This window comes from Bacteroides sp. AM41-16 (assembly GCF_003603495.1).
Lineage (GTDB): Bacteria > Bacteroidota > Bacteroidia > Bacteroidales > Bacteroidaceae > Bacteroides > Bacteroides uniformis.
In genome coordinates this window covers 92,765-113,696 of sequence record NZ_QTNE01000017.1, presented here as the reverse complement: position 1 = coordinate 113,696, position 20,932 = coordinate 92,765, and the positions used below count along the sequence as shown (strand labels likewise).

Here is a 20,932-nt window from a genome sequence, read left to right as displayed (position 1 = left end):
ATTACAGGTTAAATTTTACAATCAGTTCGTTTGCCAGTTCCTGCAATCCGCTGCCTTTAAGCTGTCCTGCCGGCGGGGGAAGGAGTGAACATCGGAAATAGGTGCGGGTCCGGGATGAGAGTTCCTTGTCATAGCGACAGAGATCGGGAATCATTGAATCCAGAATTTTCAACCCCTGTTTCTTCATCAGTGCCATATAATTGTCAAGCACTTCGGTATTGCTTCTTTTCTTGACCTTGGTCCAGAACAGGAACACGTCTTTCAAGGGAATGTTCTTCCGGTTTTCCGCACACTTCATAACACTTTTGGCAAAGACAAAACTGCTGTCCATAACGAAATTGTCAGCGGCAATGGGGGTCAATACATAATCCACATTGAAAATGGTCTGCAAAACGCCGGATATGTCCATAGACCCCGGCAAATCTATGAAAACGATATCAAAATCTGCTTTTGCCGCCAACTCTCCGGCCACCTGGCGTGCATTCTCCGGCTTTGCCTGCCTGATAGGATAAATCCTGCATCCCCTGAGCCTCTGTTCCTCCAGCAACACCATGTACTTTTTGTTTATCTCCACCATCTCCATGTCCCGTTCCCTCAGATTGAACAGGCTGCGCTGGGTGGCGTCACAATCAACGATAGCCACATTCTTGCCCATCGAATAATTCAGGAGACTGGCAAGTGTTACCAACATTGTACTTTTGCCGACCCCACCTTTCTGGTTGCTGACCGCAACGAATAACGGATTCTTCTTCATAACTGAACTTTTTTAATGGTTTATTACACTATTGTTTTACTTGTCTGTTGTTTGCTTTGTGACAAGGTTTGTTAGTGATATGGTTACTTTGTGCTCACCAACCGGCAAACCGACCAACCGATAGTTATCTGCCCTAACAAAGCAAGTAAACAATTACTGCCCACCTGTTGCAACAAGTGTTTTCGCTAACCGACAATACAACGGACAGTCACTTGATTATTGGTTTGTTTTACCGTTTACGCTGCAAATAAAAGGGTATTTTTTCATACCTGCACTATGTTTTAAGGGAGGTGACGACCTGTGTCATCATTTGTCATCACGTTACATATAACCCGCTATTTTACAACAGGATAAACCGCCATAACTTTGCACCGACAACGGAACGGATACCGCTGCGGAGGTTTCCCGAAGCCGAAGAATGAGGCTGAAGGTCAAAACTTAATTTGACGAAGGAAAATTCATGTTCAAGCGAACATAGCAAGTTGTGTTTTGAGGCACCCGAAATAAATTCGGGCACTCAAAACAACTTGCCGCTCGCCTGACGGCTCGGGAGGGATTCACTCCAAAGTCGTGAATCCGGGACGGAAAATCAGAAACAGGAAACATCAATGCGTATGGAAGAAAACAGAAAGAAAAAATCGACAAAAGGTGTGGGGCGGAAGCCAAAATCCGACCCTGCCGTGCACCGTTATGTAGTACGGTTGAACTCGGAAGAAAACGGGCGTTTCAACATCCAGTTCCAGAAATCCGGATTGAAAGAACATTCAAAATTTATCAAGGCGATGCTTTTCGGACACGAAATCAAGGTGGTTAAAATCGATAAGGCAACGATGGACTACTACATCCGCCTGACCAATTTCTACCACCAGTTCCAGGGTATCGGCAACAATTACAACCAGACGGTCAAGGCGGTCAAGACCAATTTCGGGGAAAAACGGGCATATGCCCTGCTCCGAAATCTAGAAAAGGCGACCATAGACCTGGTAGTGCTGAGCAAGCGGATTATTATGCTTACCCACGAGTTTGAAGAAGCCTACCTTATCAAAAGGAAAAGGGAGGAAGGATGATATGGTGGCGAAAATCAACAGAGGCGTTTCCCTTTACGGGGCAATCGTCTATAACCAGCAGAAAGTGGATGATGCCACGGCACGTATCATTTACGAGAACCGCATGATTACCGATGTCACGGGCAATCCTGAACAGGTCATGCGGCAGACGATATGGGCGTTCGAGAATTACCTGCTTGCCAACAAGAACACGGAGAAGCCCGTACTGCACATCTCGTTAAACCCCTCATTGGATGACCGGCTGACAGACAGCCAATTTGCCGACCTCGCCAAAGAGTATATGCAGAAGATGGGATATGGCGACCAGCCCTACATCGTATATGTACACGAGGACATCAGCCGCAGGCACATCCATATCGTATCCACTTGCGTGAACGAGAAAGGGGAAAAGATTGACGATGCCTACGAGTGGAACCGCTCGATGAAAGCCTGCCGGGAACTGGAACGGAAGTTCGGCCTGAAACAGGTGGAAGACAAGCGGAAGGAACTGCTGGAACCGTATCTCAAAAAAGCGGACTACCAAAGCGGTGACGTGAAGAAACAGGTATCCAATATCGTCAAGAGCGTATTCGGTACCTACCGTTACCAGTCTTTCGGAGAATACAGCGCGTTGCTTTCCTGTTTCAATATCGAGGCGAAGCAAGTGAAAGGCGAATTTGGTGAAGTACCCTATAACGGTATCGTCTATATCATGACAGATGATACGGGAAAACCGGTATGCACACCCATCAAGTCTTCCCTTATCGGTAAACGCTACGGTTACGAAGGGTTGGAAAAACGTATCGGTTACAACGCCCGCGAGTATAAAGCAAAAAAATGGCAACCGAAGATACGGAACGAGATTACCCTTGCCATGCACGGCTGCCGTGGCAACAGAGAGGAATTTGTCCGTCTGCTTGCCGACAAAGGCATAGACGCGCTGTTCCGTGAAAACGATGAAGGACGCATCTATGGAGCGACCTTCATCGACCACAAGAACCGCGAGGTCTATAACGGCTCCCGACTTGGCAAGGAGTTCTCGGCGAATGCCTTTGAACGGCTCTTCAATAATCCTGACAACATCCCCAATGTGGATGCTCACATGCCGGACATCGGTCTGCAAAGCGGATTCTCCTCCGATATGGAAAGCGCCATCGAACAGGCTTTCGGTATATTCGCCATGGAACAGAACGGTCCCGACCCACAGGAAGAGGCTCTTGCCCGAAGACTGCAACGTAAAAAGAAGAAGAAACGCCGCTCACGCGGAATTTCCTAATTACCGATTTTTCTAATATTAAAATTAGTTCATTATGCAACAGGAAGATGATTTGAGAGGACTGGCCAAAGTCATGGAATTCATGCGAGCTATCTCCATTGTGTTTATTGTCATTCACGTGTACTGGTTCTGCTACCGGTCATTTGTGGATATGGGTATAAATATAGGTGTGGTCGACAGGATACTGCTCAATTTCCAACGGACGGCAGGACTGTTCAGCAACCTGCTTATAACGAAAGTATTTGCCGTCATATTCCTTGCCCTCTCATGCCTGGGTACCCAAGGAGTGAAAAATCAGGAGATGACATGGGGCAGGATATACGCCGCTTTCCTTTCGGGATTGGTGCTGTTTTTCATGAACTGGTGGATGCTTGACCTGCCATTCAGCCCGACGGCCAACGCTGTCATATATACGGTAACACTTACCGCAGGATATATCCTTCTCTTGATGTCGGGTATGTGGATCAGTCGTATGCTGAAACATAACCTTATGGAAGATGTCTTCAATACTGCCAACGAGAGTTTCATACAGGAAACAAGGCTTATGGAGAACGAGTATTCCGTCAACTTGCCCACGAAGTTTGTCTATCAGGGCAAGGAATGGGACGGATGGATCAACGTTGTAAACGTTTTTCGTGCGTCCATCGTACTGGGAACGCCCGGTTCGGGGAAAAGCTATGCAGTGGTAAACAATTACATAAAACAGCAGATTGAGAAATCCTTTGCCATGTATATTTATGATTACAAATTTCCGGATTTGTCCGAAATTGCATACAACCATTTGCTTAAGCACAAGGAGCATTACAAGGTAAGACCGGAGTTCTATGTCATTAATTTTGACGATCCGAGGCGCAGCCACCGCTGTAATCCTATCAATCCCAAGTTCATGGCGGATATTTCCGATGCTTATGAAAGTGCCTACACGATAATGCTCAATTTGAACAAGACCTGGATACAGAAGCAGGGTGATTTTTTCGTGGAATCACCGATTATCCTGCTCGCGGCAATCATCTGGTATCTGCGAATTTACAAGGACGGCAAGTATTGTACCTTCCCTCACGCGATAGAATTCCTTAACAAGCCGTATGCTGATATTTTCACGATTCTCACCTCTTACCCGTCCCTCGAAAACTATCTTTCCCCCTTTATGGATGCCTGGCAGGGCGGAGCACAAGATCAGTTGCAGGGCCAGATAGCGAGTGCTAAAATCCCGCTTTCGAGGATGATTTCACCGCAGCTTTATTGGGTCATGACAGGCGATGACTTCACGTTGGATTTGAATAATCCTGAACATCCGAAAATCCTATGTGTGGGAAATAATCCGGACAGGCAGAATATCTACTCGGCGGCTCTCGGTCTGTATAATTCCCGTATAGTGAAACTGGTAAACAAGAAAGGACAGTTGAAATCCTCCATCATCATAGATGAGCTACCCACGATATATTTTCGGGGTATTGACAATCTGATAGCCACCGCCCGAAGCAACAAAGTGGCAGTCTGTCTCGGCTTCCAGGATTTCTCCCAGCTGACCCGTGACTACGGTGAAAAAGAGGCGAAGGTAATCCAAAATACGGTCGGCAATATATTCAGCGGCCAAGTGGTAGGTGAAACCGCAAAGAGCCTTTCCGAGCGGTTCGGTAAAATCCTGCAACAAAGGCAATCCATCTCCATCAACCGGCAGGATACATCCACCTCCATCAACACGCAGTTGGATTCTCTGATACCGGCATCCAAAATAGCCAATCTCTCGCAGGGAACATTCGTGGGCAGCGTGGCGGACAATTTCGGAGAAGAGATAGAACAGAAGATTTTCCATGCGCGGATTATTGTCGACAGTGAAAAAGTGGCGGCGGAAACAAAAGCCTACAAGAAGATACCCGTCATCAACGAGTTCAAGGACGAGGACGGCAACGACATCATGCAGCAACAGATAGACCGCAACTATTCACGCATCAAGGCTGACGTACTGCAGATCATTGAGGAAGAGATGGCAAGGATAGCCAATGATCCGGATCTGAAACACCTGATTCCGCAGAAGGAAGATGATAAAAAAGACGAATAGAACAAGTCCGCTTTTTTATTTCAGCCTGCAAAGGTAGTCCCGTGCCCGCCTGGATTGAGCAAGGCCAAGCCCTTACGGGTTTCCGCAAAAATCTTCCGCGCTCCGCTTGCGGTATTTTTCCGGAAAGCCTTGCACAATCCGGCACGGGACAGTGATGCAGGCAAGAAATAAAATATCGGCTCACGAGCCGGTGAATGTTTAACTGAATAAAAGAAATATGGCTATGGGCAGAACAAGAGTGGTCAATATCCGCAAGGAAACCTGTGACGTGTACATTGGCAGGGCTGGATATGGCAAGGACGGTTATTTCGGGAATCCGTTCAGACTGGAAGCAACGATGGCAAAAGGCAGTACGCTTGGCCGATACAGGAAATACTTTTATCATCGCCTGAGTACGGATAAAGAGTTCCGCAAGCGGATCGGGAATTTGCAGGGCAAGACATTGGGATGTTTCTGCAAACCGGATCCTTGTCATGGGGATATCATTAAAGAATACCTGGACTGGATGGCTGAAAATGCGAATGAAGCAATCGTCATCGGGCAAATCCATTGGAAAGGATGTGTCTATCCCGTCAGGGAAATAGATGCCGGCAACCATATATTCAGGGTGTCAGTGGAGAGCCTGCGGAATGAACTGGCAAACGATATGCGTAACGGTATATATGAGGCAATGGAAGCCAGCGAAGAGATTGACGGTTACTGTACGGATGAAGAGTTGTGTACGCTGTCAGATACCGATTTGTATAAAATGTATTGTTGAACGAATTATAATGACAAATGAATTATGAGGAAAAGAAGCAATTTCACACCGATGAATAGATTTCATGAGATTATCGACCATTACGGTCTGAAACTGATGGAAGTAGGTGTCAATCACCTGAGAATATTCTCCGAAGGACGGAAACTTTTTGATTATTATCCGCTCCGGATGAAACTCTTCGACTACCGGCAATGGCAACAGTTGACTTACCCGTCTCTCCTTAACGGTACGGACAAATGGGAAACGGAACTTGACGGCATCATCCAAAGACTGCTGGTATCACCGCAATAAACTTGAAAGTATGAAGGAAAACAATAATACACCGCTCGTTTGGAACAACATTCCCGAATGGGCGATTTTTGCATTGGAGTACGGCATTGAAGAAGAATTGTTCCTTACCGATGAAGACAAGGATCTGATAACCCGATTCATCGGTGAAAATTTTCCGAACGGATATACCATGTCGGTGGATTGGGAAGCATACAGAGAGTTTGATGCTTACCCGGCCTTTGGGAAACCATGTAAAACGTATGAAGTGACTTTTATAACAGCATAAACCGATTTGAAATGAAAAAGATAATATTGAGTGAATACAATGCCATCCCGGAAAATTACCGTGGAATCTGGACTGTAGAACGTTGGGACTTGCCAGATTGGGCGGAAATACGAGAAAAACATATCGGCAAGCGCACCATGATGGTCAATGACAATGGCACGTGCCTGTTGGTTGAAGGAATAGGCTTTGAAATCGTGGATGACAGTACATGGAAAAAGCCCGATGAAGTCAGACAGGAAATAGGAGGTCTTTATCTGAAGTTCTACAGTGAGCAAGGATGTGAACCTCATTATGCGGACTGTGTCATCAGATGGTGTGACACACTGGAAACAGTAGAAGTAAGGATCGCTTTGGCTATGGAATCCGACACGGAAAAGGATGACGAGATATTCTTCTACTGCAATAGTCTGGAAGACTTGAAATCATTGACGGACAAAGATGGGGAGGATTTTACTGTTGCCGGATGCCTCGATTTCGGAATATACGAAGAATTGCTACAAACAACTTAAAATTACCGGATATGAAAATCAAATGTCAGGAACACTACGACAAGGTGGCGGAATACGCCAAAAGTATTGGTGACACAACCTTTCAGAATTGCATTGAACGCCTCAAACAATGGGAGAAGAACTCTGGCGGCAGGTATGAAATTGAACTGTATTACGATTTCGCTCCGTATTCATTCGGATTTGCGGAAAGGACACCGGATGGAAGAAACGGCATTGTGGGTGGATTGCTCTATCACGGCAGACCGGATGAGTCTTTTGCCGTAATGATGGAACCATTTCACGGCTGGAGCATACATACATAAAATTTTTATACCACAAGTTAATCTGCAATTGCGTGAAAAACGGTGCAGGTAAAGTCAAAACTCCCTTTCTGATAAAACCACCCCTGTTACAGCTATTTGTAGCAGGGGTGGATTTATATTTTGGGTGCATTATGCACATTGTCCTTACTATTTTTACACACTATTATGCTACATATTATGGTGGATTCATAATAGATTTCCTTCTGTATCTTTAAGGAAATCTATTATATTAATGATTGATATGCCATCTGTATTCACATGAGAAGGGGTCAAACCTCCCACAATGACTATTTTAGGGAATCCATCTTTGATATGACGAAGGGAATTGGTTTCCTGGTCAATTTTTTCTTGAGTGGGCATATCAAGTGCTGATTGTATGTACACACGTTTATCCCCACTATTGCAAATGAAATCAACTTCCAGTAGTTTTCGCATTTTCTTTCCATCATCATTTGTTATTCTCACTTCCACTTGCCCTACATCAATCGAATACCCTCTGATACGCAGTTCGTTATATATGATATTTTCCATAAGATGACCCCCATCAATTTGACGGTAATTCAGACGGGCATTACGTAGTCCGACATCTTCAAAATAATATTTTGAAGGCGTGTTGATGTAATGCTTTCCTTTGATGTCATATCGAATGGCTTTTTCCAACATAAAGGCATCTTGTAACATTCCAAGATAACTCTGTATGGTTGTATCTGAAATACTATGACCTTTTACGGACTTGAATGTATTTTCAAGGTTTGTCGGATTGGTCAAGCAGCCTATGTTGGAAGCAATAATATCTATAAGTTCACTCAAATCATCATCGTTCCTAATATTGTAACGCTCTTTTATATCGCGTATATAAGTTCCTTGAAACAAGGATTTTAGATAATTTTCTTTTTCTGTTTTCTTTGAAAAAGATACGACTTGTGGCATTCCTCCATAAATCATATAATCCTGTAGGGCAGAAAGTTCATTTGTGTACTGTCCTGCCTTGAGAAATTCCGAAAAACTCAGTGGATGGACTCTGATTTCATACCCTCGACCACGAAATTCTGTTTTTACATCACTGGACAACATTCGGCTATTGCTTCCTGTTACATATACGTCTGTATTTTTAATTTTCAGATAGCTGTTGAGTACATCTTCAAACTCAGGAACAAGTTGTATTTCATCCAATAGTATGTAATACATATCGTTATCTGTGATATGTCCATCGATGTGATCCAATAATCTGTCCGGCTCTCTGAGGTGTTTATTACGTCGGTCTTCCAAATCAACTTGAATAATGTGCTCTTCATTCACACCGTTTTCAAGTAATGATTGTTTGAATAATTCAAATAGAAGATAAGATTTTCCACAACGGCGTACACCGGTAATAATCTTAATCATTCCGTTGTGCATCACACTTCTTAGCTCTTGCAAATATTTATCCCTTGGTATAATCATGTTGCAAAAGTAGTGAAAATTATCAGTATTACGGTTATTTTATTGGAGAAAAATGGGTAAAAGACCAATTTTCTCCAATAGAAGGCGGATATAAGCGAATCCATGTTCATTATTTGCTCGCATTCATTAAAAATGAACATCTATAGATGAGTGAACAAAAACATTTTTTCATGTATTATCGTTCTGCAAGAGTAATCACTTTCTGATTACTTCTGCGAAATGATTGCAATTTTCTTGGGCTAAAGGTACATTTTTCCATATTTCTCTATAAAAATCCATCATAAGCCACGCTTCACTTGTCAAGTCCCTTTAAGAAGATAACTCGGAGGGACGATACCTTCTACGTTCAGGCCTGCGGTTTTCGGGCAAAAAATTCCCTTCGGTAATTTTTCACCCGAAAAAACGTTCCGGTATCGCCGTCCGAGTTGGAGAAACGTTCCGGGACTTAGCAAGCGAAGCGACCTACGACGCATAGGACAAAACCAAGATACAATCCGGCGGCGGTATTTTGCCGACACCTGATGTCCTAATGGATTATGCTGTCAACATCAACCGCACGTAAATTCTCATCCAGTCCTATGGAGTAACAGAAGGAAGCGGGGACTAAAGACAGCTCGCTCTCCACTCTGCATAATACAGTTTCTCTTTATCGGCTTCGTGTCGTTTGCGGCTTTTCTACCCTTTCCCATTTTCCCGTTCCGCCTTTTTTGTTTTTGGCTTTCCCTTCGCGTATTTCTCTCTCTTCTTTTATCGGACCCGGTACGTTTCTCACACTTTTATCCTTGATTCTTCCTTTTTTCCGCCTTGCGTTTTCTCCCTCTGCGGTGAAACGTGATGACATCCGATGAAACAGATAGTATAACGCATTGAGAAATAGTGATTTATCAAATTTATGACTATATATTTGCGGTGACAACAACAGTTATAAACCCTAAAAATTACAGTTATGGCAAAGAAAAATGTAAGGGACGAACCCCCAAAAACGCAAGTCACCGAGAACGCCCAGCTGAGCGACATCGTGTTTATCCTCGACAAGATGGAACTGCTTCTACAGGCAATATCCGACATCGACAAGAACGGCAGGTACAAGACGGTTTCGGCAGACAAAAAACACCGGAACTCTTTCCTGAAAATTGACCGATATGCCAGCATGTTCGAGAATTTCCTGAAGAACTTTTGGAGCCAGTTGAAAGACCCGACTCGTTTCGGCATCCTTTCCGTCAAGGAGAATGCGCTGGACAACCCGGAAGTCAGACAGGCAATCGAGGATCTTGCCGCAGGCAGAAAATCAGACGCGGTGGAGGAATTTCTAAAGAAATACGAGATTGTTCCCCGCTCCAAAGAAAACCAAAGTATAAACCATCAAAATCAAGAAGAAATGGCAAAAAAAACTGAGACACAGCAACAGGCCGCTCCGGAAACCGCGCAGCAGCCGAAATACCGCTACAATGAATCCATGATCAACTGGGAGGAACTGAAGAAATACGGGCTGTCCCGCGAGTATCTTCAGGAACGCGGACTCCTTGACCAGATGCTCAGGGGCTACAAGACCAACCAGGTCGTGCCCATCAGCATGAATTTCGGTTCTGCCGTATTGCGTACCGACGCACGGCTGTCACTCCAGCAGTCCGTGGGAGGTCCCATCGTGCTGGGCATCCACGGTATCCGGCAGAAACCCGAACTTGACCGCCCGTACTTCGGGCATATCTTCTCCGAGGAGGACAAGAAGAATCTGCTTGAAACAGGCAATATGGGACGTGTCGTGGAACTGAAAGGACGTGGCGGTGAATACATCCCCTCTTTTGTCAGCATTGACAAGCTCACCAATGAGGTGGTCGCCATGCGTGCGGAAAATGTCTTCATCCCGAAGGAGATTAAAGGCGTAAAGCTTACCGAGCAGGAGCAGAACGACCTGCGCGAAGGCAAGAAGGTGTTCATCGAGGGTATGATTTCCAACAACGGAAAGGAGTTCGACGCCCACATCCAGATCAACGCCGAGCGCAGGGGCATCGAATATATCTTCGATAACGACAAGCTCTTCAACCGCCAGTCATTGGGTGGCGTGGAACTGACCAAACAGCAGGTTGAAGACCTGAATGCCGGAAAGGCCATTTTCGTGGAGGGAATGGAGCGTAAGGACGGGGAGAGATTCTCCTCCTATGTCAAGCTGGACGAGGTGACGGGCAGGCCCGCCTATACCCGCTACAATCCCGACTCCCCGGAGGGCGCACGGGAAATTTATATCCCGAACGAGATCAATGGCGTGAAAATCACCGCCGAGGAGCAGCAACAACTACGGGAGGGCAGGACCATCTTCCTCAATGACATGGTGAACCGCAAGGGCGAGGAGTTCTCCTCGTTCATCAAGGCGGACCTGGAAACCGGACGGCTCAGTTATTCACGCACTCCGGACGGTTTCGAGCAGCGTGCGGAATTCAAGATTCCGGATAAGGTGTGGGATGTGGAGCTTACCCGCAAGCAGCGTTCCGACCTGCAGAGTGGCAAGGCTGTTTTGGTGGAGGGTATCAAGGGATATGACGGCAAGACCATCTCCCAGTATGTCAAGGCGAACTTCAACCAGGGCAGGCTGGACTTCTACAACGAGAACCCCGACCGCAAGCGTGACGCCTCGCAACGAAATGTCGTGGCTGAAACACAGAGGCAGGAACAGGGCAGCCGGAAATCCAAAGGCGCAAGTATAGCATGATGCATGAATCAAATGAATGTGGAATCCTAAAAGAAAAGAAATATGGAAATGAACAAGGAAAACAACACGCCTTTCAAGGTAGAGGACGTAAACTGGGAGGAACTGGCAGGTATCGGCATATTGAAAGACGAGCTGGAAATGTCGGGAGAACTCGACACGTTGCTCAAGGGGGAGAAAACGAATGTGATACGGCTCAGCCTGGTGCTGCTTGGTGTGGACGTGGTGATGGACGCCACGCTACAGCTGGTGCGCAAGGACGGCGGACCGCTGCTCGAAATCCTCGGCATCAAACCCTTCGGACAACAGTAGCCCCTCCTTATATATAATATGTAAACTGAATGTATAACCGCCGTTTTCCGTTCCACCACACACCGGCAAGCGGGAAACGGCTTGACTTTATCCGAATCATGATAGCAATCATAGCAGAAAAACCGAGTGTCGGTCAGGACATAGCCCGTGTGGTCGGGGCTACAGAAAAAAAGGACGGCTACATAGTGGGAAACGGTTACATGGTGACATGGGCACTGGGACATCTGGTGTCACTGGCCTTACCGGATGCATACGGCTACACGAGAACCGCCGCCGAAGACCTTCCGATGATTCCCGATCCGTTCCGTCTTGTCGTGCGGCAGGTACGCACTGACAGGGGGATGGTGACGGACATCGCAGCCGGCAGGCAGCTCAAGGTCATCGGCGAAGTGCTCGCCGGATGCGAGAGCATCATCGTGGCGACCGATGCCGGACGTGAGGGGGAACTCATCTTCCGGTGGATATATTCTTATTTGGGCTGTACCAAGCCGTTCAAACGGTTGTGGATCTCCTCGCTTACCGACGAGGCCATCCGTGAGGGAATGGCAAGCCTCAAGGAAGGAACCGGATATGACAGCCTGTATGCAGCCGCGGACAGCAGGGCGAAGGCGGATTGGCTGGTGGGCATGAATGCCAGCCGCGCATTGGCGGCAGCCTCCGGTTCGGTGAACAACTCCATCGGACGGGTACAGACACCGACCCTTGCCATGATATGCGCACGCTTCAAGGAGAACCGTAACTTCGTCTCCACACCATACTGGCAGTTGCATATAGTGCTGAAAAGGGACAACGGGCACCGGCAGTTCATCCACACGAAGGAGTTCAAGGACAAGAATATGGCGGAAGCGGCATACAAGAGTATTACCCCCGGATCGGTGGTAACAATCACTAAAGTAAAGCGAGGGAAGATATTCCAGCAGGCTCCGCTCCTATACGATTTGACAGCCCTCCAGAAGGACTGTAACATTCATTACGACCTTCCGGTGGACAAGACCCTTGCCATCACACAGTCCCTGTACGAGAAAAAACTGGTTTCATATCCGAGGACAGGCAGCAGGTATATTCCGCAGGATGTCATGGCGCACATTTCGGTATTGTTGGAAAAGATAACAGCCATGCCGGAGTTTCGTGAGTACAGAAGGAGCTTAGACCTTTCCGCCCTGAATACACGAAGCGTGGATGCCGCAAAAGTGACCGACCACCATGCGCTGATTATCACCGGTATCGTCCCTGAGGGATTGTCCGAAGCGGAATCCACGGTTTATACTCTGATAGCCGGCAGGATGCTGGAAGCCTTCTCTCCCCCTTGCGAGAAAGAACTGCTGCTCATGGAGTGCGTATGCGGGGGACTGGACTTCCACTCCCGTTCCACTGTTATCGCCAATCCGGGCTGGCGGGCGGTGTTCTCCCGAAAGGAGGACCGGGAAAAGGACGAGCCGGAAAGAGACGAAGGCACAGCATCTTTTACAGAGGGTGAGGAAATACCGGTCATGGGACATGGACTGTCACAGAAAAAGACATTGCCCAAACCTCTTTATACGGAAGCCACCCTGCTCACGGCTATGGAGAACTGCGGCAAGGAAATCACTGACGGACAGGCACGCGAAGCGGTGAAGGATACGGGTATCGGTACGCCTGCCACCCGTGCCGCCATCATCACGACCCTGCTCAAACGTGACTACATCGAGCGTTCCGGCAAGAGTATCCGTCCGACGGAAAAGGGGCTTTATCTCTATGAATCGGTAAAGGACATGATGGTGGCTGACGCGAAGCTGACCGGCACATGGGAAAAAGCACTGGAACAGATAGAGGGGCGTACCCTCGATCCGGAAAGCTTCATGCTCTCCATCAGGGAATACACGGGAAAAGTGACCGGCGAGATACTGCGTCTCAAATTTCCGGAGCCGTCATCATGCGTCCTTGCCTGCCCCAAGTGCAAGACCGGCAACGTGGTGGTGAAGTCCAAAGTCGCGAAATGCGACCGTGAAGGATGCGGACTGCTGGTGTTCCGCCATTTTCTGAACAAGGAACTGACGGACCAGCATCTCGAACAGCTTTTCTCTTCCGGTTCCACCCGACTGATCAAGGGTTTCAAGGGCAAGAAAGGGGTGTCTTTCGATGCGGCAATCATTTTTGACGAAAGTTTTAACCTGAAACTTTCTTTTCCAAAATCCAAGGGCGGGAAAGGTAAATGATACCGTCATTCCAATTCCGGGGCAAAGGTAGCGGAACCGCCCGTTTCCACCTGCAAGGTCGGGCCTTGCAGGTTTCGGGGGAAAATCATCCTCGCCCTGCTCCGGTATTTTCCCCGAAAACCTTGCCAGTGGAGGCGGTCCGCATCCTGGCCCCTGAAATTGGAAATGACATGTTTCACCTTTTAATAGCAAATGATCATGAAAGCAAAGGAATGTATCGAAAAACCGAGAACCGGCAAATGGATAAAAAGAATGGCACTGGCCGCCGCAGCCTTCATAATGTTCAGTTATCTTTATTCAAGAGGGATTTCACCGGTATGGGCGGCAGTCGCCATCGTCTGTTTCAGGGGATTCTTCAGGTTCCTCTATAAAATCGCCTGCCTTCTGGTAGCGGCGGCGATACTTTTCTGCATCCTCAGCTGCCTGGTATTCTGATTCCACCGGCATACAATATCGGGAAATGAAACAAATGCGGCATATAAACCACTGCAACACCTTGCAGGACAGGGCTGTCCCAACGGACGGCTCTTTTGGTATCCCATACTTTATGAAGACAAGGATGACGGGATCAGGGACGGAAAGGAAAGAGAGGCATATACAGCCATTGGCAGACCGGGAACTACAGGGCAAAGTTGGCAAACGCTTCTTTTCGGACGGCAAGGCCGGGACCCTTCGGGTTTCGCGGAAAAATCATCCTCGCCCGGAGGGCTTGCGGTATTTTTCCCGAAAGCCTTGCCTTTCCGGAAGCGTCTGCCGTAAAGCCCATGTAGTTCAACGGGCTGCCAAAGCCCGAGTATCCACAATTAAAATGATAAAGTCATGAATCAAGCAATCATCTCAAGACCGCCGACGGCACCGGTACAGATACCAATGCCGATACCGGCAAGAAGAAAGTACCATGTCCCGGAACCGACCGTCAAATTCCCTCCACGGGAAAAGGGCGGACCCGTACACATCTCCACACTGCTGGACCCGATACTGGAGATAAGCAGTCATCCTGACCGGAACAGGCTGCTGGCGGAGTTCTTCAACAGATAGAAAGAATACGGTTATTCACACTTTAATCCATATAATTATGTTTTTTACAGCAATCAACCAGATGATGACAGAAGGAGTCGACCTGACACTCGTCATCCGTAAAGCGAACGGACAAATGGCGGTATCCGTACTGCCGAAGTCAAACGGGCTGAAAGACGAAGCCCAGAACCACATTATCCCGTTGACCCTCAAGGGAGTTCCGCAGGAACTGGATACCGGATTCCTGCAAGCCGTCGCCCGGCCGGTGCAGAAAGCTACGGGACTGATCACCAACATGGCGCAGTTCGAGGCACAGACGGAAAAGGCCGCTTCCGAGAGCAAGGCGGCGAAGGATGCAAAGGCCAAGGAGACGAAAGAGGAGAAAGAGAAACGGGAGAAGTACGAGAAGCATCTCAAGAAAGCTGAGGAACTGATTGCCGCGGGAAACCATAAGGATGCAGTGACGGCTCTCGGACAGGCCCGACTTTATGCCAAGCCGCAGGACCAGAAGAAGATTGACGAGATGCTTGAGCAGCAGAAAAAGGCCATGAACCGGGGAAGCCTGTTCGAGCTGATGGAAGAACCGCCTGCGCCGCAACAGCTTCGGTCACAACCACCGGCAGCAACGGCACAACAGTTGCAGCCTGCACCGCACTGTCCACCGCAATCCCAGGCATCAGGACCGGCGGGCGGACAAATTCCTGACGGGCAGCAGCAGACAATGTGGCCGCCACAGCAGCCTGCGCAAAGGCCGGCACCGCATCAGGCTCCCCCACAGCCGCAATACGCCGGACAACGGCCGATGAGCCGCCAGCTCCCTCCACAGCCTGCATACGCGGAACAACAGATTTCATACCGGCAGGAACAGGAGCAAAATCCCGAAGACCTCTATCCGTACTATCAGAGGGGACAGGAAGTCCCTACCTACCGCCCGGAAGATTATGAGGAATATCCCGATTTTCCGCAATCCATGTTAGAACCCAATGTTTCACATTATCAAAGCATTTAATATTATGGCATTAGAAATCAAGGGAATGACACGTTCATTCACATTCAAGAAAGGCAACGGGATGGTCACACTCGATGACCCGAACACGTCGGACAGCCCCGAAATGGTCATGAACTACTACTCGAACTTCTATCCGGAACTGACCACGGCGACGGTGCACGGGCCGGTCATCAAGGAAGACAAGGCGGTGTATGAATTCAAAACTACCATCGGGACAAAAGGATAAAAGTAATGGGAAAGGACAATAAAAAACAGAAGAAATCATGTGTACCATTGGACGAACAGCAGGTGGAACGGCTTGCAAGGCTCATCATCGGACAGACCGTACGCAATATCCGTTACGGTACGGACAGGAAAGAAAGGATTACGGCACCGGGGGGTGCCGTTCCTCTTTTCTGAACGCCACGTTTCAGCCAAAACCTTTACCGAGTCTTGTCGTGGAAGATTCCGACGGGAAAAGGCATAATCTCATCACGCGGGAGAACTACGGATTTCTGCGTGACTCCTTCTTCAGATATGCCTATCTGATGGAGAAGGAGGCGGTACATACCCCGGGCCGGACATTCGGGGAAGGGATCGCAAGGCTGCACGAGGAGATGGATGACCTTGTCGGTGAGGGGCTGAACGTCAATATTGAAGAGCAAGACGGACGGTTGCTGTTCAAGCTCTGGAAAGCCCATCATTGGGGAAAACTGACACTGTATTATTTCCCGATGAAATTCGTGGAGGCTCTCGGACCGGAATTGAGGCGTATCTCCATCACGTTCATCCATGAATTGATGAAGGCAAACGGAATACAGACCGTTCTAGACGAGGACGACACGGAATATGTTCTGACCTGGATTTCAGAGGAAGTACCGGAAGAGGTCCCGGAGGAAAGGAAAAAACGGCTGAGGCTCCTGCACTCCTACGAGAACGGCAGAATAAAGAGGCTGCTCCAAAGGGTGGAACGCAAGTGCTACTACAAGAACCTGCCGAAGGCACTTGACAGGTATAAAGCCCGGAACGACTACGAACGATCGCTGGTTTCCGCCATGAAGGAGGGGTTACAATTCCTGTCACCGAAACGCGGCATCATGGAATACTGCTACGATCCTTTTTATGAGGAGGAACCGGAGTTCCACCCCATGTACCTCTACCAACAGATACGTGTAATCTATGACAGTTACGATATGGTGACGGACTATCTCGTGAATTGTTACAATTCCCACAGTAGGGAGACCTACGACATCATACCGGTCACGACACTCGCCCTGTCTCCCGAAACGGGAGAGCTGTTCCGCATGGATGACTACCCGGAACGCTTTTTCAAATGGGCGGACAAATTCATCAACATAATAATTTGAACACTATGATGGAGACAAACGAACTTACAAGAACTTTGAAGACCCAGCTTATCCCCAAGGCGGCACTGATAGCCTACGCCTCAGAGGATGACAAGAATTTTTTTCTGGAGATACGGGACATAAACGATCGTGGAAACATGGCGGAAGGCAGGCCTATAACGCAGGAATTCATGAACGAGCTTGTAAAGGGATATTCGGAAAGGCATAGCAGCACGCCTTACGGAAAAGTACCGTCCAACCTGATCTATTGCGATTCACGCAAGGGCAGCGAGCGGTATGTATGGTACAATCCCCCGCATAAGCGGATGATGTTCTTCAGCTCCGACCTCAAAATAGAAAATGCGGAATACAACCTGCCGGGAGTGATTTACGAGGCGGGGGAACATGGGATGAGGATATATGCTTACAAGGATGACATGCCCGGCAAGGATACGCTGCTATATGTCGCGCCGTTCTTCAACGTGACCGGCTCCAGCGTATGCCTGGGCTCTGCCAATATAGACTTGCCAAAGAACCTGACATACGAAAGCCTGCTGCAATACTGGGAAAAGAAATTCTGGCTGACGGAGTTTTCGCACTTGGGAGGCAACGGAAATCCGACCCGGTCGAACCTTGTGCTAGTAACGAAAGCGGCCAGGAACAAACCATTCGACCTCAAAGAGTTGAAACCGTTGAACAATATGAAACTTAAAGACATACTGACATGAAAAGAGTACATTATACCGACAGTTACCTGATGAGTCCGCAGCATCCGGTAACGGTAAACCTGATCGGAGCGGGAGGAACCGGGTCGCAGGTACTCACCTGCCTGGCACGTCTTGACACAGCTCTGAGGGGACTCGGACACCCGGGACTGTTCGTTACACTGTATGACCCCGACACCGTGACGGAAGCCAACATCGGTCGCCAGCTTTTCGGACCGTCCGACCTGGGACAGAACAAGGCACAATGCCTCGTCACCCGGATAAACAACTTTTTCGGGAATGACTGGAAGGCGCAAGCGGACATCTATCCGGCAGTATTGAAGGATACCAGACGGGACAACCTGGCCAATATCACGATTACCTGTACCGATAACATCAAGTCACGGATCGACTTGTGGAATCTGTTGAGGGCTTTGCCGCAACCGACATACTGCACTTACGAGACCCCCTTGTACTGGATGGATTTCGGAAACACGCAGACCACGGGGCAAGTCGTGCTGGGTACCGTACCGAAGAAAATCAAACAGCCGGCGTCCAAACTTTATGAAACCGTCAATTCGCTAAAAGTCATCACCCGCATGGTGAAATACGCGAGAGTGAAGGAAACCGATTCCGGCCCGAGTTGTTCGCTGGCTGAAGCGTTGGAAAGACAGGACCTGTTTATTAACTCCACACTGGCACAACTCGGATGCGGCATCCTATGGAAGATGTTCCGAAACGGAGTGATCGAGCATAACGGATTGTACCTGAACCTGGACACGATGAAAGTGAACCCGATAATCATATAGACAGGTCAACAGTTATAAATTCTTTCGCTTGAATGGAAAGAGTTCAGGAAACAGCCTCTCCATTTTGAGTTTTCCATTTTCTATATGGCAAGATATTCTTTGCATTGGCTCTGACACTCCGTTTCAAGTCTTCACGCAATATACAGAACGCGGTCTTTTACTTTATCATAAGTAGATGTTGGAAATTAGTTATACATTAAAATTTCGTTATTGTACTGTAGCTGCTTGTTCTGTACTCAGCTATGTGACTGAGTGCAGGGCGAGCAGATGCGGTGCAATAACGTGATTTTAAGTATAACTAATTCTTAAGAATAGTATAAACTAATTTTCAACATCTACTTATTATGTCATATTACTCAATACAATGCTTTAGATAAAAATAATTAAAGCGTCTTTTATCAATCAAGAATAGTTTAGCTGGAGATATACATAACAGCTTGAAGTTTTTTGAATTACTTCCTGTTTTTATTCCATATGTTAAACTAATAATTGATTGTTTATGACTAGTGTAAAAGTAAAATTCAGTCCTTCATCCGTTATCCTTAAAGAGGGAACGGTTCATTATCAAATAATTCATCATTGTAAAGTACGGCATATCCGCACCGGTTACAAACTGTTTCCAAGTGAGTGGATTTCTGCTTCCGGTGAAATCAATGTCTCGGCAGGAAGTGGAGAAGGCCGAAAAAGCTATCTTGCCGCATTAAAAAATCAAATTGATAAAGACCTTTTCCGAATAAAGAAATGCATCAACCGATTGAATCAGGAAGACAGCCCTTTCACTGTGGACCGTATAATAGAACTTTACACTGCTCCTGAAGGGAATTGCACTTTCCTTTTATATGGAAAAGAACTGCTGGTAGAATTGAGGCAGATAGGTAAGGTACGCACAGCTGGTACCTATCAGTGTGCCTTGAACAGTTTTGAACGTTACTTGAATAACCGTGGAGATGTCCCGTTGGATGAAATGGATTCCAATCAGATGATAGCTTATGAAAGCTGGCTCAAAGGGAATGGCATCTGCCCGAATAGCTGTTCGTATTATATGCGTAACCTCAGGGCCATTTATAACCGGGCCGTGAATGAAGGGCTTGTTGTTCAACGAAATCCCTTCAAGCATGTCTATACCGGCATAGACAAAACGAAGAAACGGGCGGTTTCCCTCAGCGTGATTCGAAGAATACGGGATTTGGATCTTAATAAGAAGTCTCTCATTTTTGCCAGAGACATCTTTATGTTCAGTTTTTATACACGTGGAATGTCCTTTGTGGATATGGCATTCCTGAAAAAGAAAGACCTCCAGAATGGAATCCTGACCTATCGGAGAAAAAAAACCGGTCAGCAATTGTTTATCAAATGGGAAAAGCCCATGCAGGAACTTATTGATAAATACAATACCTCTGAAACTTCCTACCTGCTACCAATTATTCAGAACAATGGTGTGGACGAATGGCATCAATACCAAAATGAAGCGCACCGTATCAACAGAAATCTGAAACACATTGGCAAACAAATGGGTCTGGGTATTCCACTTACCACCTATGTTGCCCGCCATGCTTGGGCCAGCATCGCTCAAAGTAAAAATGTTTCTTTGCCTGTCATCAGTGAGGCACTGGGACATGATTCGGAGCAAACCACCCGAATTTATCTTGCCTCTTTAGACACATCTATTGTAGACAAGGCAAATAGTCTCATTTTGATGTCTATATAAATAAATACCGAAAAAGGTACATATCTTCTTAAGAGAAGTACATCTATATAATGAACTTGAAAGAGTAGCGATAGTCACTTTATCTTCTTAAGAGAAGTATATTTCGTTTGCAAAAGTACGAAAAAATCTAAAAATCAAGGCATAAAGCGAACTTTTTTTACTACTTATTTTTAAGAATCTTCAACATAATGCGTAAAATGAAAAACAATCATCCCCATATATCCTCTAACATGACTTTGTTTATCAAGTTATTATCGCTTTATAACTAAAAGATGTACTTCTCTTAAGAAGAGTAGTATGTTTTAGTATAAGTGAATACTTGCCTTCTAGAATAGCGATGCAAGGGATGATTAAAGGAACAAAAGATTCCTACTTTTGGAAAGTATTATATAACTGCTTGATTATTAGTAAATAGATCGATCAAGCAGGATTGGTAATATT

23 protein-coding genes are annotated in these 20,932 nt (G+C 47.0%); 20 read left to right on the top strand and 3 right to left on the bottom strand.

Translation table 11 applies throughout. From position 1 onward, the window contains the following. Position 1: 1 nt before the first annotated feature. Positions 2 to 754: a ParA family protein gene (locus DW896_RS15040; protein WP_005644302.1), complete on the bottom strand. Its 753-nt coding sequence runs from the start codon at positions 752 to 754 to the stop codon at positions 2 to 4. Between the two features lie 608 nt (positions 755 to 1,362). Here DW896_RS15040 and mobA point away from each other — a divergent pair. The 8 genes from mobA to DW896_RS15000 all read left to right on the top strand — a co-directional run bounded on the left by mobA (position 1,363) and on the right by DW896_RS15000 (position 7,265). Further along, entirely contained in the window at positions 1,363 to 1,821 is a 459-nt protein-coding gene (gene mobA / locus DW896_RS15035) for a conjugal transfer protein MobA (RefSeq protein ID WP_005644301.1), read from the top strand. 1 nt (position 1,822) lies between these two features. Next, complete coding sequence (gene mobB / locus DW896_RS15030; RefSeq protein ID WP_005644299.1) at positions 1,823 to 3,076, top strand: conjugal transfer protein MobB; 1,254 nt, start codon at positions 1,823 to 1,825, stop codon at positions 3,074 to 3,076. A gap of 34 nt (positions 3,077 to 3,110) precedes the next feature. Next, on the top strand, positions 3,111 to 5,138 hold the full coding sequence (mobC, locus tag DW896_RS15025; protein ID WP_098032663.1) for a conjugal transfer protein MobC: 2,028 nt from the start codon (positions 3,111 to 3,113) through the stop codon (positions 5,136 to 5,138). Positions 5,139 to 5,361: 223 nt separating this feature from the next. After that, positions 5,362 to 5,898, top strand: coding sequence for a DUF4326 domain-containing protein (locus DW896_RS15020; protein ID WP_009276706.1), 537 nt, complete (start codon positions 5,362 to 5,364; stop codon positions 5,896 to 5,898). Positions 5,899 to 5,922: 24 nt separating this feature from the next. Next, the gene (locus DW896_RS15015) at positions 5,923 to 6,189 is read left to right on the top strand and encodes a hypothetical protein (RefSeq protein ID WP_009276707.1); all 267 of its coding nucleotides are present in this window, start codon (positions 5,923 to 5,925) and stop codon (positions 6,187 to 6,189) included. 10 nt (positions 6,190 to 6,199) lie between these two features. Continuing rightward, a complete protein-coding gene (locus tag DW896_RS15010) occupies positions 6,200 to 6,454 on the top strand; it encodes a hypothetical protein (protein WP_005644282.1) in 255 nt (84 codons plus the stop codon). A gap of 11 nt (positions 6,455 to 6,465) precedes the next feature. After that, positions 6,466 to 6,963, top strand: a complete 498-nt coding sequence (locus DW896_RS15005; RefSeq protein WP_009276708.1) for a hypothetical protein — start codon at positions 6,466 to 6,468, stop codon at positions 6,961 to 6,963. 11 nt (positions 6,964 to 6,974) lie between these two features. Next, the gene (locus DW896_RS15000; RefSeq protein ID WP_005644280.1) at positions 6,975 to 7,265 is read left to right on the top strand and encodes a DUF4120 family protein; all 291 of its coding nucleotides are present in this window, start codon (positions 6,975 to 6,977) and stop codon (positions 7,263 to 7,265) included. Between the two features lie 186 nt (positions 7,266 to 7,451). Here the strand turns inward: DW896_RS15000 and DW896_RS14995 are convergent, their stop codons facing one another. Continuing rightward, positions 7,452 to 8,708: an ATP-binding protein gene (locus DW896_RS14995; RefSeq protein ID WP_005644277.1), complete on the bottom strand. Its 1,257-nt coding sequence runs from the start codon at positions 8,706 to 8,708 to the stop codon at positions 7,452 to 7,454. A gap of 946 nt (positions 8,709 to 9,654) precedes the next feature. Here DW896_RS14995 and DW896_RS14985 point away from each other — a divergent pair. The 3 genes from DW896_RS14985 to DW896_RS14975 all read left to right on the top strand — a co-directional run bounded on the left by DW896_RS14985 (position 9,655) and on the right by DW896_RS14975 (position 13,919). After that, positions 9,655 to 11,415, top strand: coding sequence for a DUF3945 domain-containing protein (locus DW896_RS14985; RefSeq protein ID WP_005644274.1), 1,761 nt, complete (start codon positions 9,655 to 9,657; stop codon positions 11,413 to 11,415). A 42-nt stretch (positions 11,416 to 11,457) separates the two neighbouring features. After that, entirely contained in the window at positions 11,458 to 11,724 is a 267-nt protein-coding gene (locus tag DW896_RS14980; RefSeq protein WP_005644272.1) for a DUF4099 domain-containing protein, read from the top strand. A gap of 98 nt (positions 11,725 to 11,822) precedes the next feature. After that, positions 11,823 to 13,919, top strand: coding sequence for a type IA DNA topoisomerase (locus tag DW896_RS14975; RefSeq protein ID WP_207820225.1), 2,097 nt, complete (start codon positions 11,823 to 11,825; stop codon positions 13,917 to 13,919). A gap of 5 nt (positions 13,920 to 13,924) precedes the next feature. Here the strand turns inward: DW896_RS14975 and DW896_RS21590 are convergent, their stop codons facing one another. Beyond that, positions 13,925 to 14,098 carry a hypothetical protein gene (locus DW896_RS21590; RefSeq protein ID WP_173022524.1) on the bottom strand — a complete coding sequence of 58 codons (174 nt, stop codon included), beginning with the start codon at positions 14,096 to 14,098 and terminating at the stop codon, positions 13,925 to 13,927. 19 nt (positions 14,099 to 14,117) lie between these two features. Here DW896_RS21590 and DW896_RS21585 point away from each other — a divergent pair, with 19 nt between their 5' ends. From DW896_RS21585 to DW896_RS14935, 9 genes are all read left to right on the top strand, one after another. After that, positions 14,118 to 14,354: a hypothetical protein gene (locus DW896_RS21585; protein ID WP_172986019.1), complete on the top strand. Its 237-nt coding sequence runs from the start codon at positions 14,118 to 14,120 to the stop codon at positions 14,352 to 14,354. A 384-nt stretch (positions 14,355 to 14,738) separates the two neighbouring features. Then, positions 14,739 to 14,957: a hypothetical protein gene (locus tag DW896_RS14965; protein WP_005644267.1), complete on the top strand. Its 219-nt coding sequence runs from the start codon at positions 14,739 to 14,741 to the stop codon at positions 14,955 to 14,957. 37 nt (positions 14,958 to 14,994) lie between these two features. Next, entirely contained in the window at positions 14,995 to 15,945 is a 951-nt protein-coding gene (locus DW896_RS14960; protein ID WP_005644266.1) for a PRTRC system protein E, read from the top strand. Positions 15,946 to 15,949: 4 nt separating this feature from the next. Further along, positions 15,950 to 16,171: a PRTRC system protein C gene (locus tag DW896_RS14955; protein ID WP_005644262.1), complete on the top strand. Its 222-nt coding sequence runs from the start codon at positions 15,950 to 15,952 to the stop codon at positions 16,169 to 16,171. A 5-nt stretch (positions 16,172 to 16,176) separates the two neighbouring features. Further along, entirely contained in the window at positions 16,177 to 16,344 is a 168-nt protein-coding gene (locus DW896_RS21745; protein WP_225549661.1) for a hypothetical protein, read from the top strand. A gap of 38 nt (positions 16,345 to 16,382) precedes the next feature. Beyond that, on the top strand, positions 16,383 to 17,291 hold the full coding sequence (locus DW896_RS14950; protein ID WP_225549662.1) for a hypothetical protein: 909 nt from the start codon (positions 16,383 to 16,385) through the stop codon (positions 17,289 to 17,291). 5 nt (positions 17,292 to 17,296) lie between these two features. After that, on the top strand, positions 17,297 to 17,998 hold the full coding sequence (locus DW896_RS14945; RefSeq protein WP_005644259.1) for a prokaryotic E2 ligase family D protein: 702 nt from the start codon (positions 17,297 to 17,299) through the stop codon (positions 17,996 to 17,998). Further along, positions 17,995 to 18,783: a PRTRC system ThiF family protein gene (locus tag DW896_RS14940; protein ID WP_005644258.1), complete on the top strand. Its 789-nt coding sequence runs from the start codon at positions 17,995 to 17,997 to the stop codon at positions 18,781 to 18,783. The genes DW896_RS14945 and DW896_RS14940 overlap by 4 nt, the downstream gene beginning before the upstream one ends. 499 nt (positions 18,784 to 19,282) lie before the next feature. After that, entirely contained in the window at positions 19,283 to 20,491 is a 1,209-nt protein-coding gene (locus DW896_RS14935) for a site-specific integrase (protein WP_009276712.1), read from the top strand. Positions 20,492 to 20,932 lie beyond the last annotated feature (441 nt).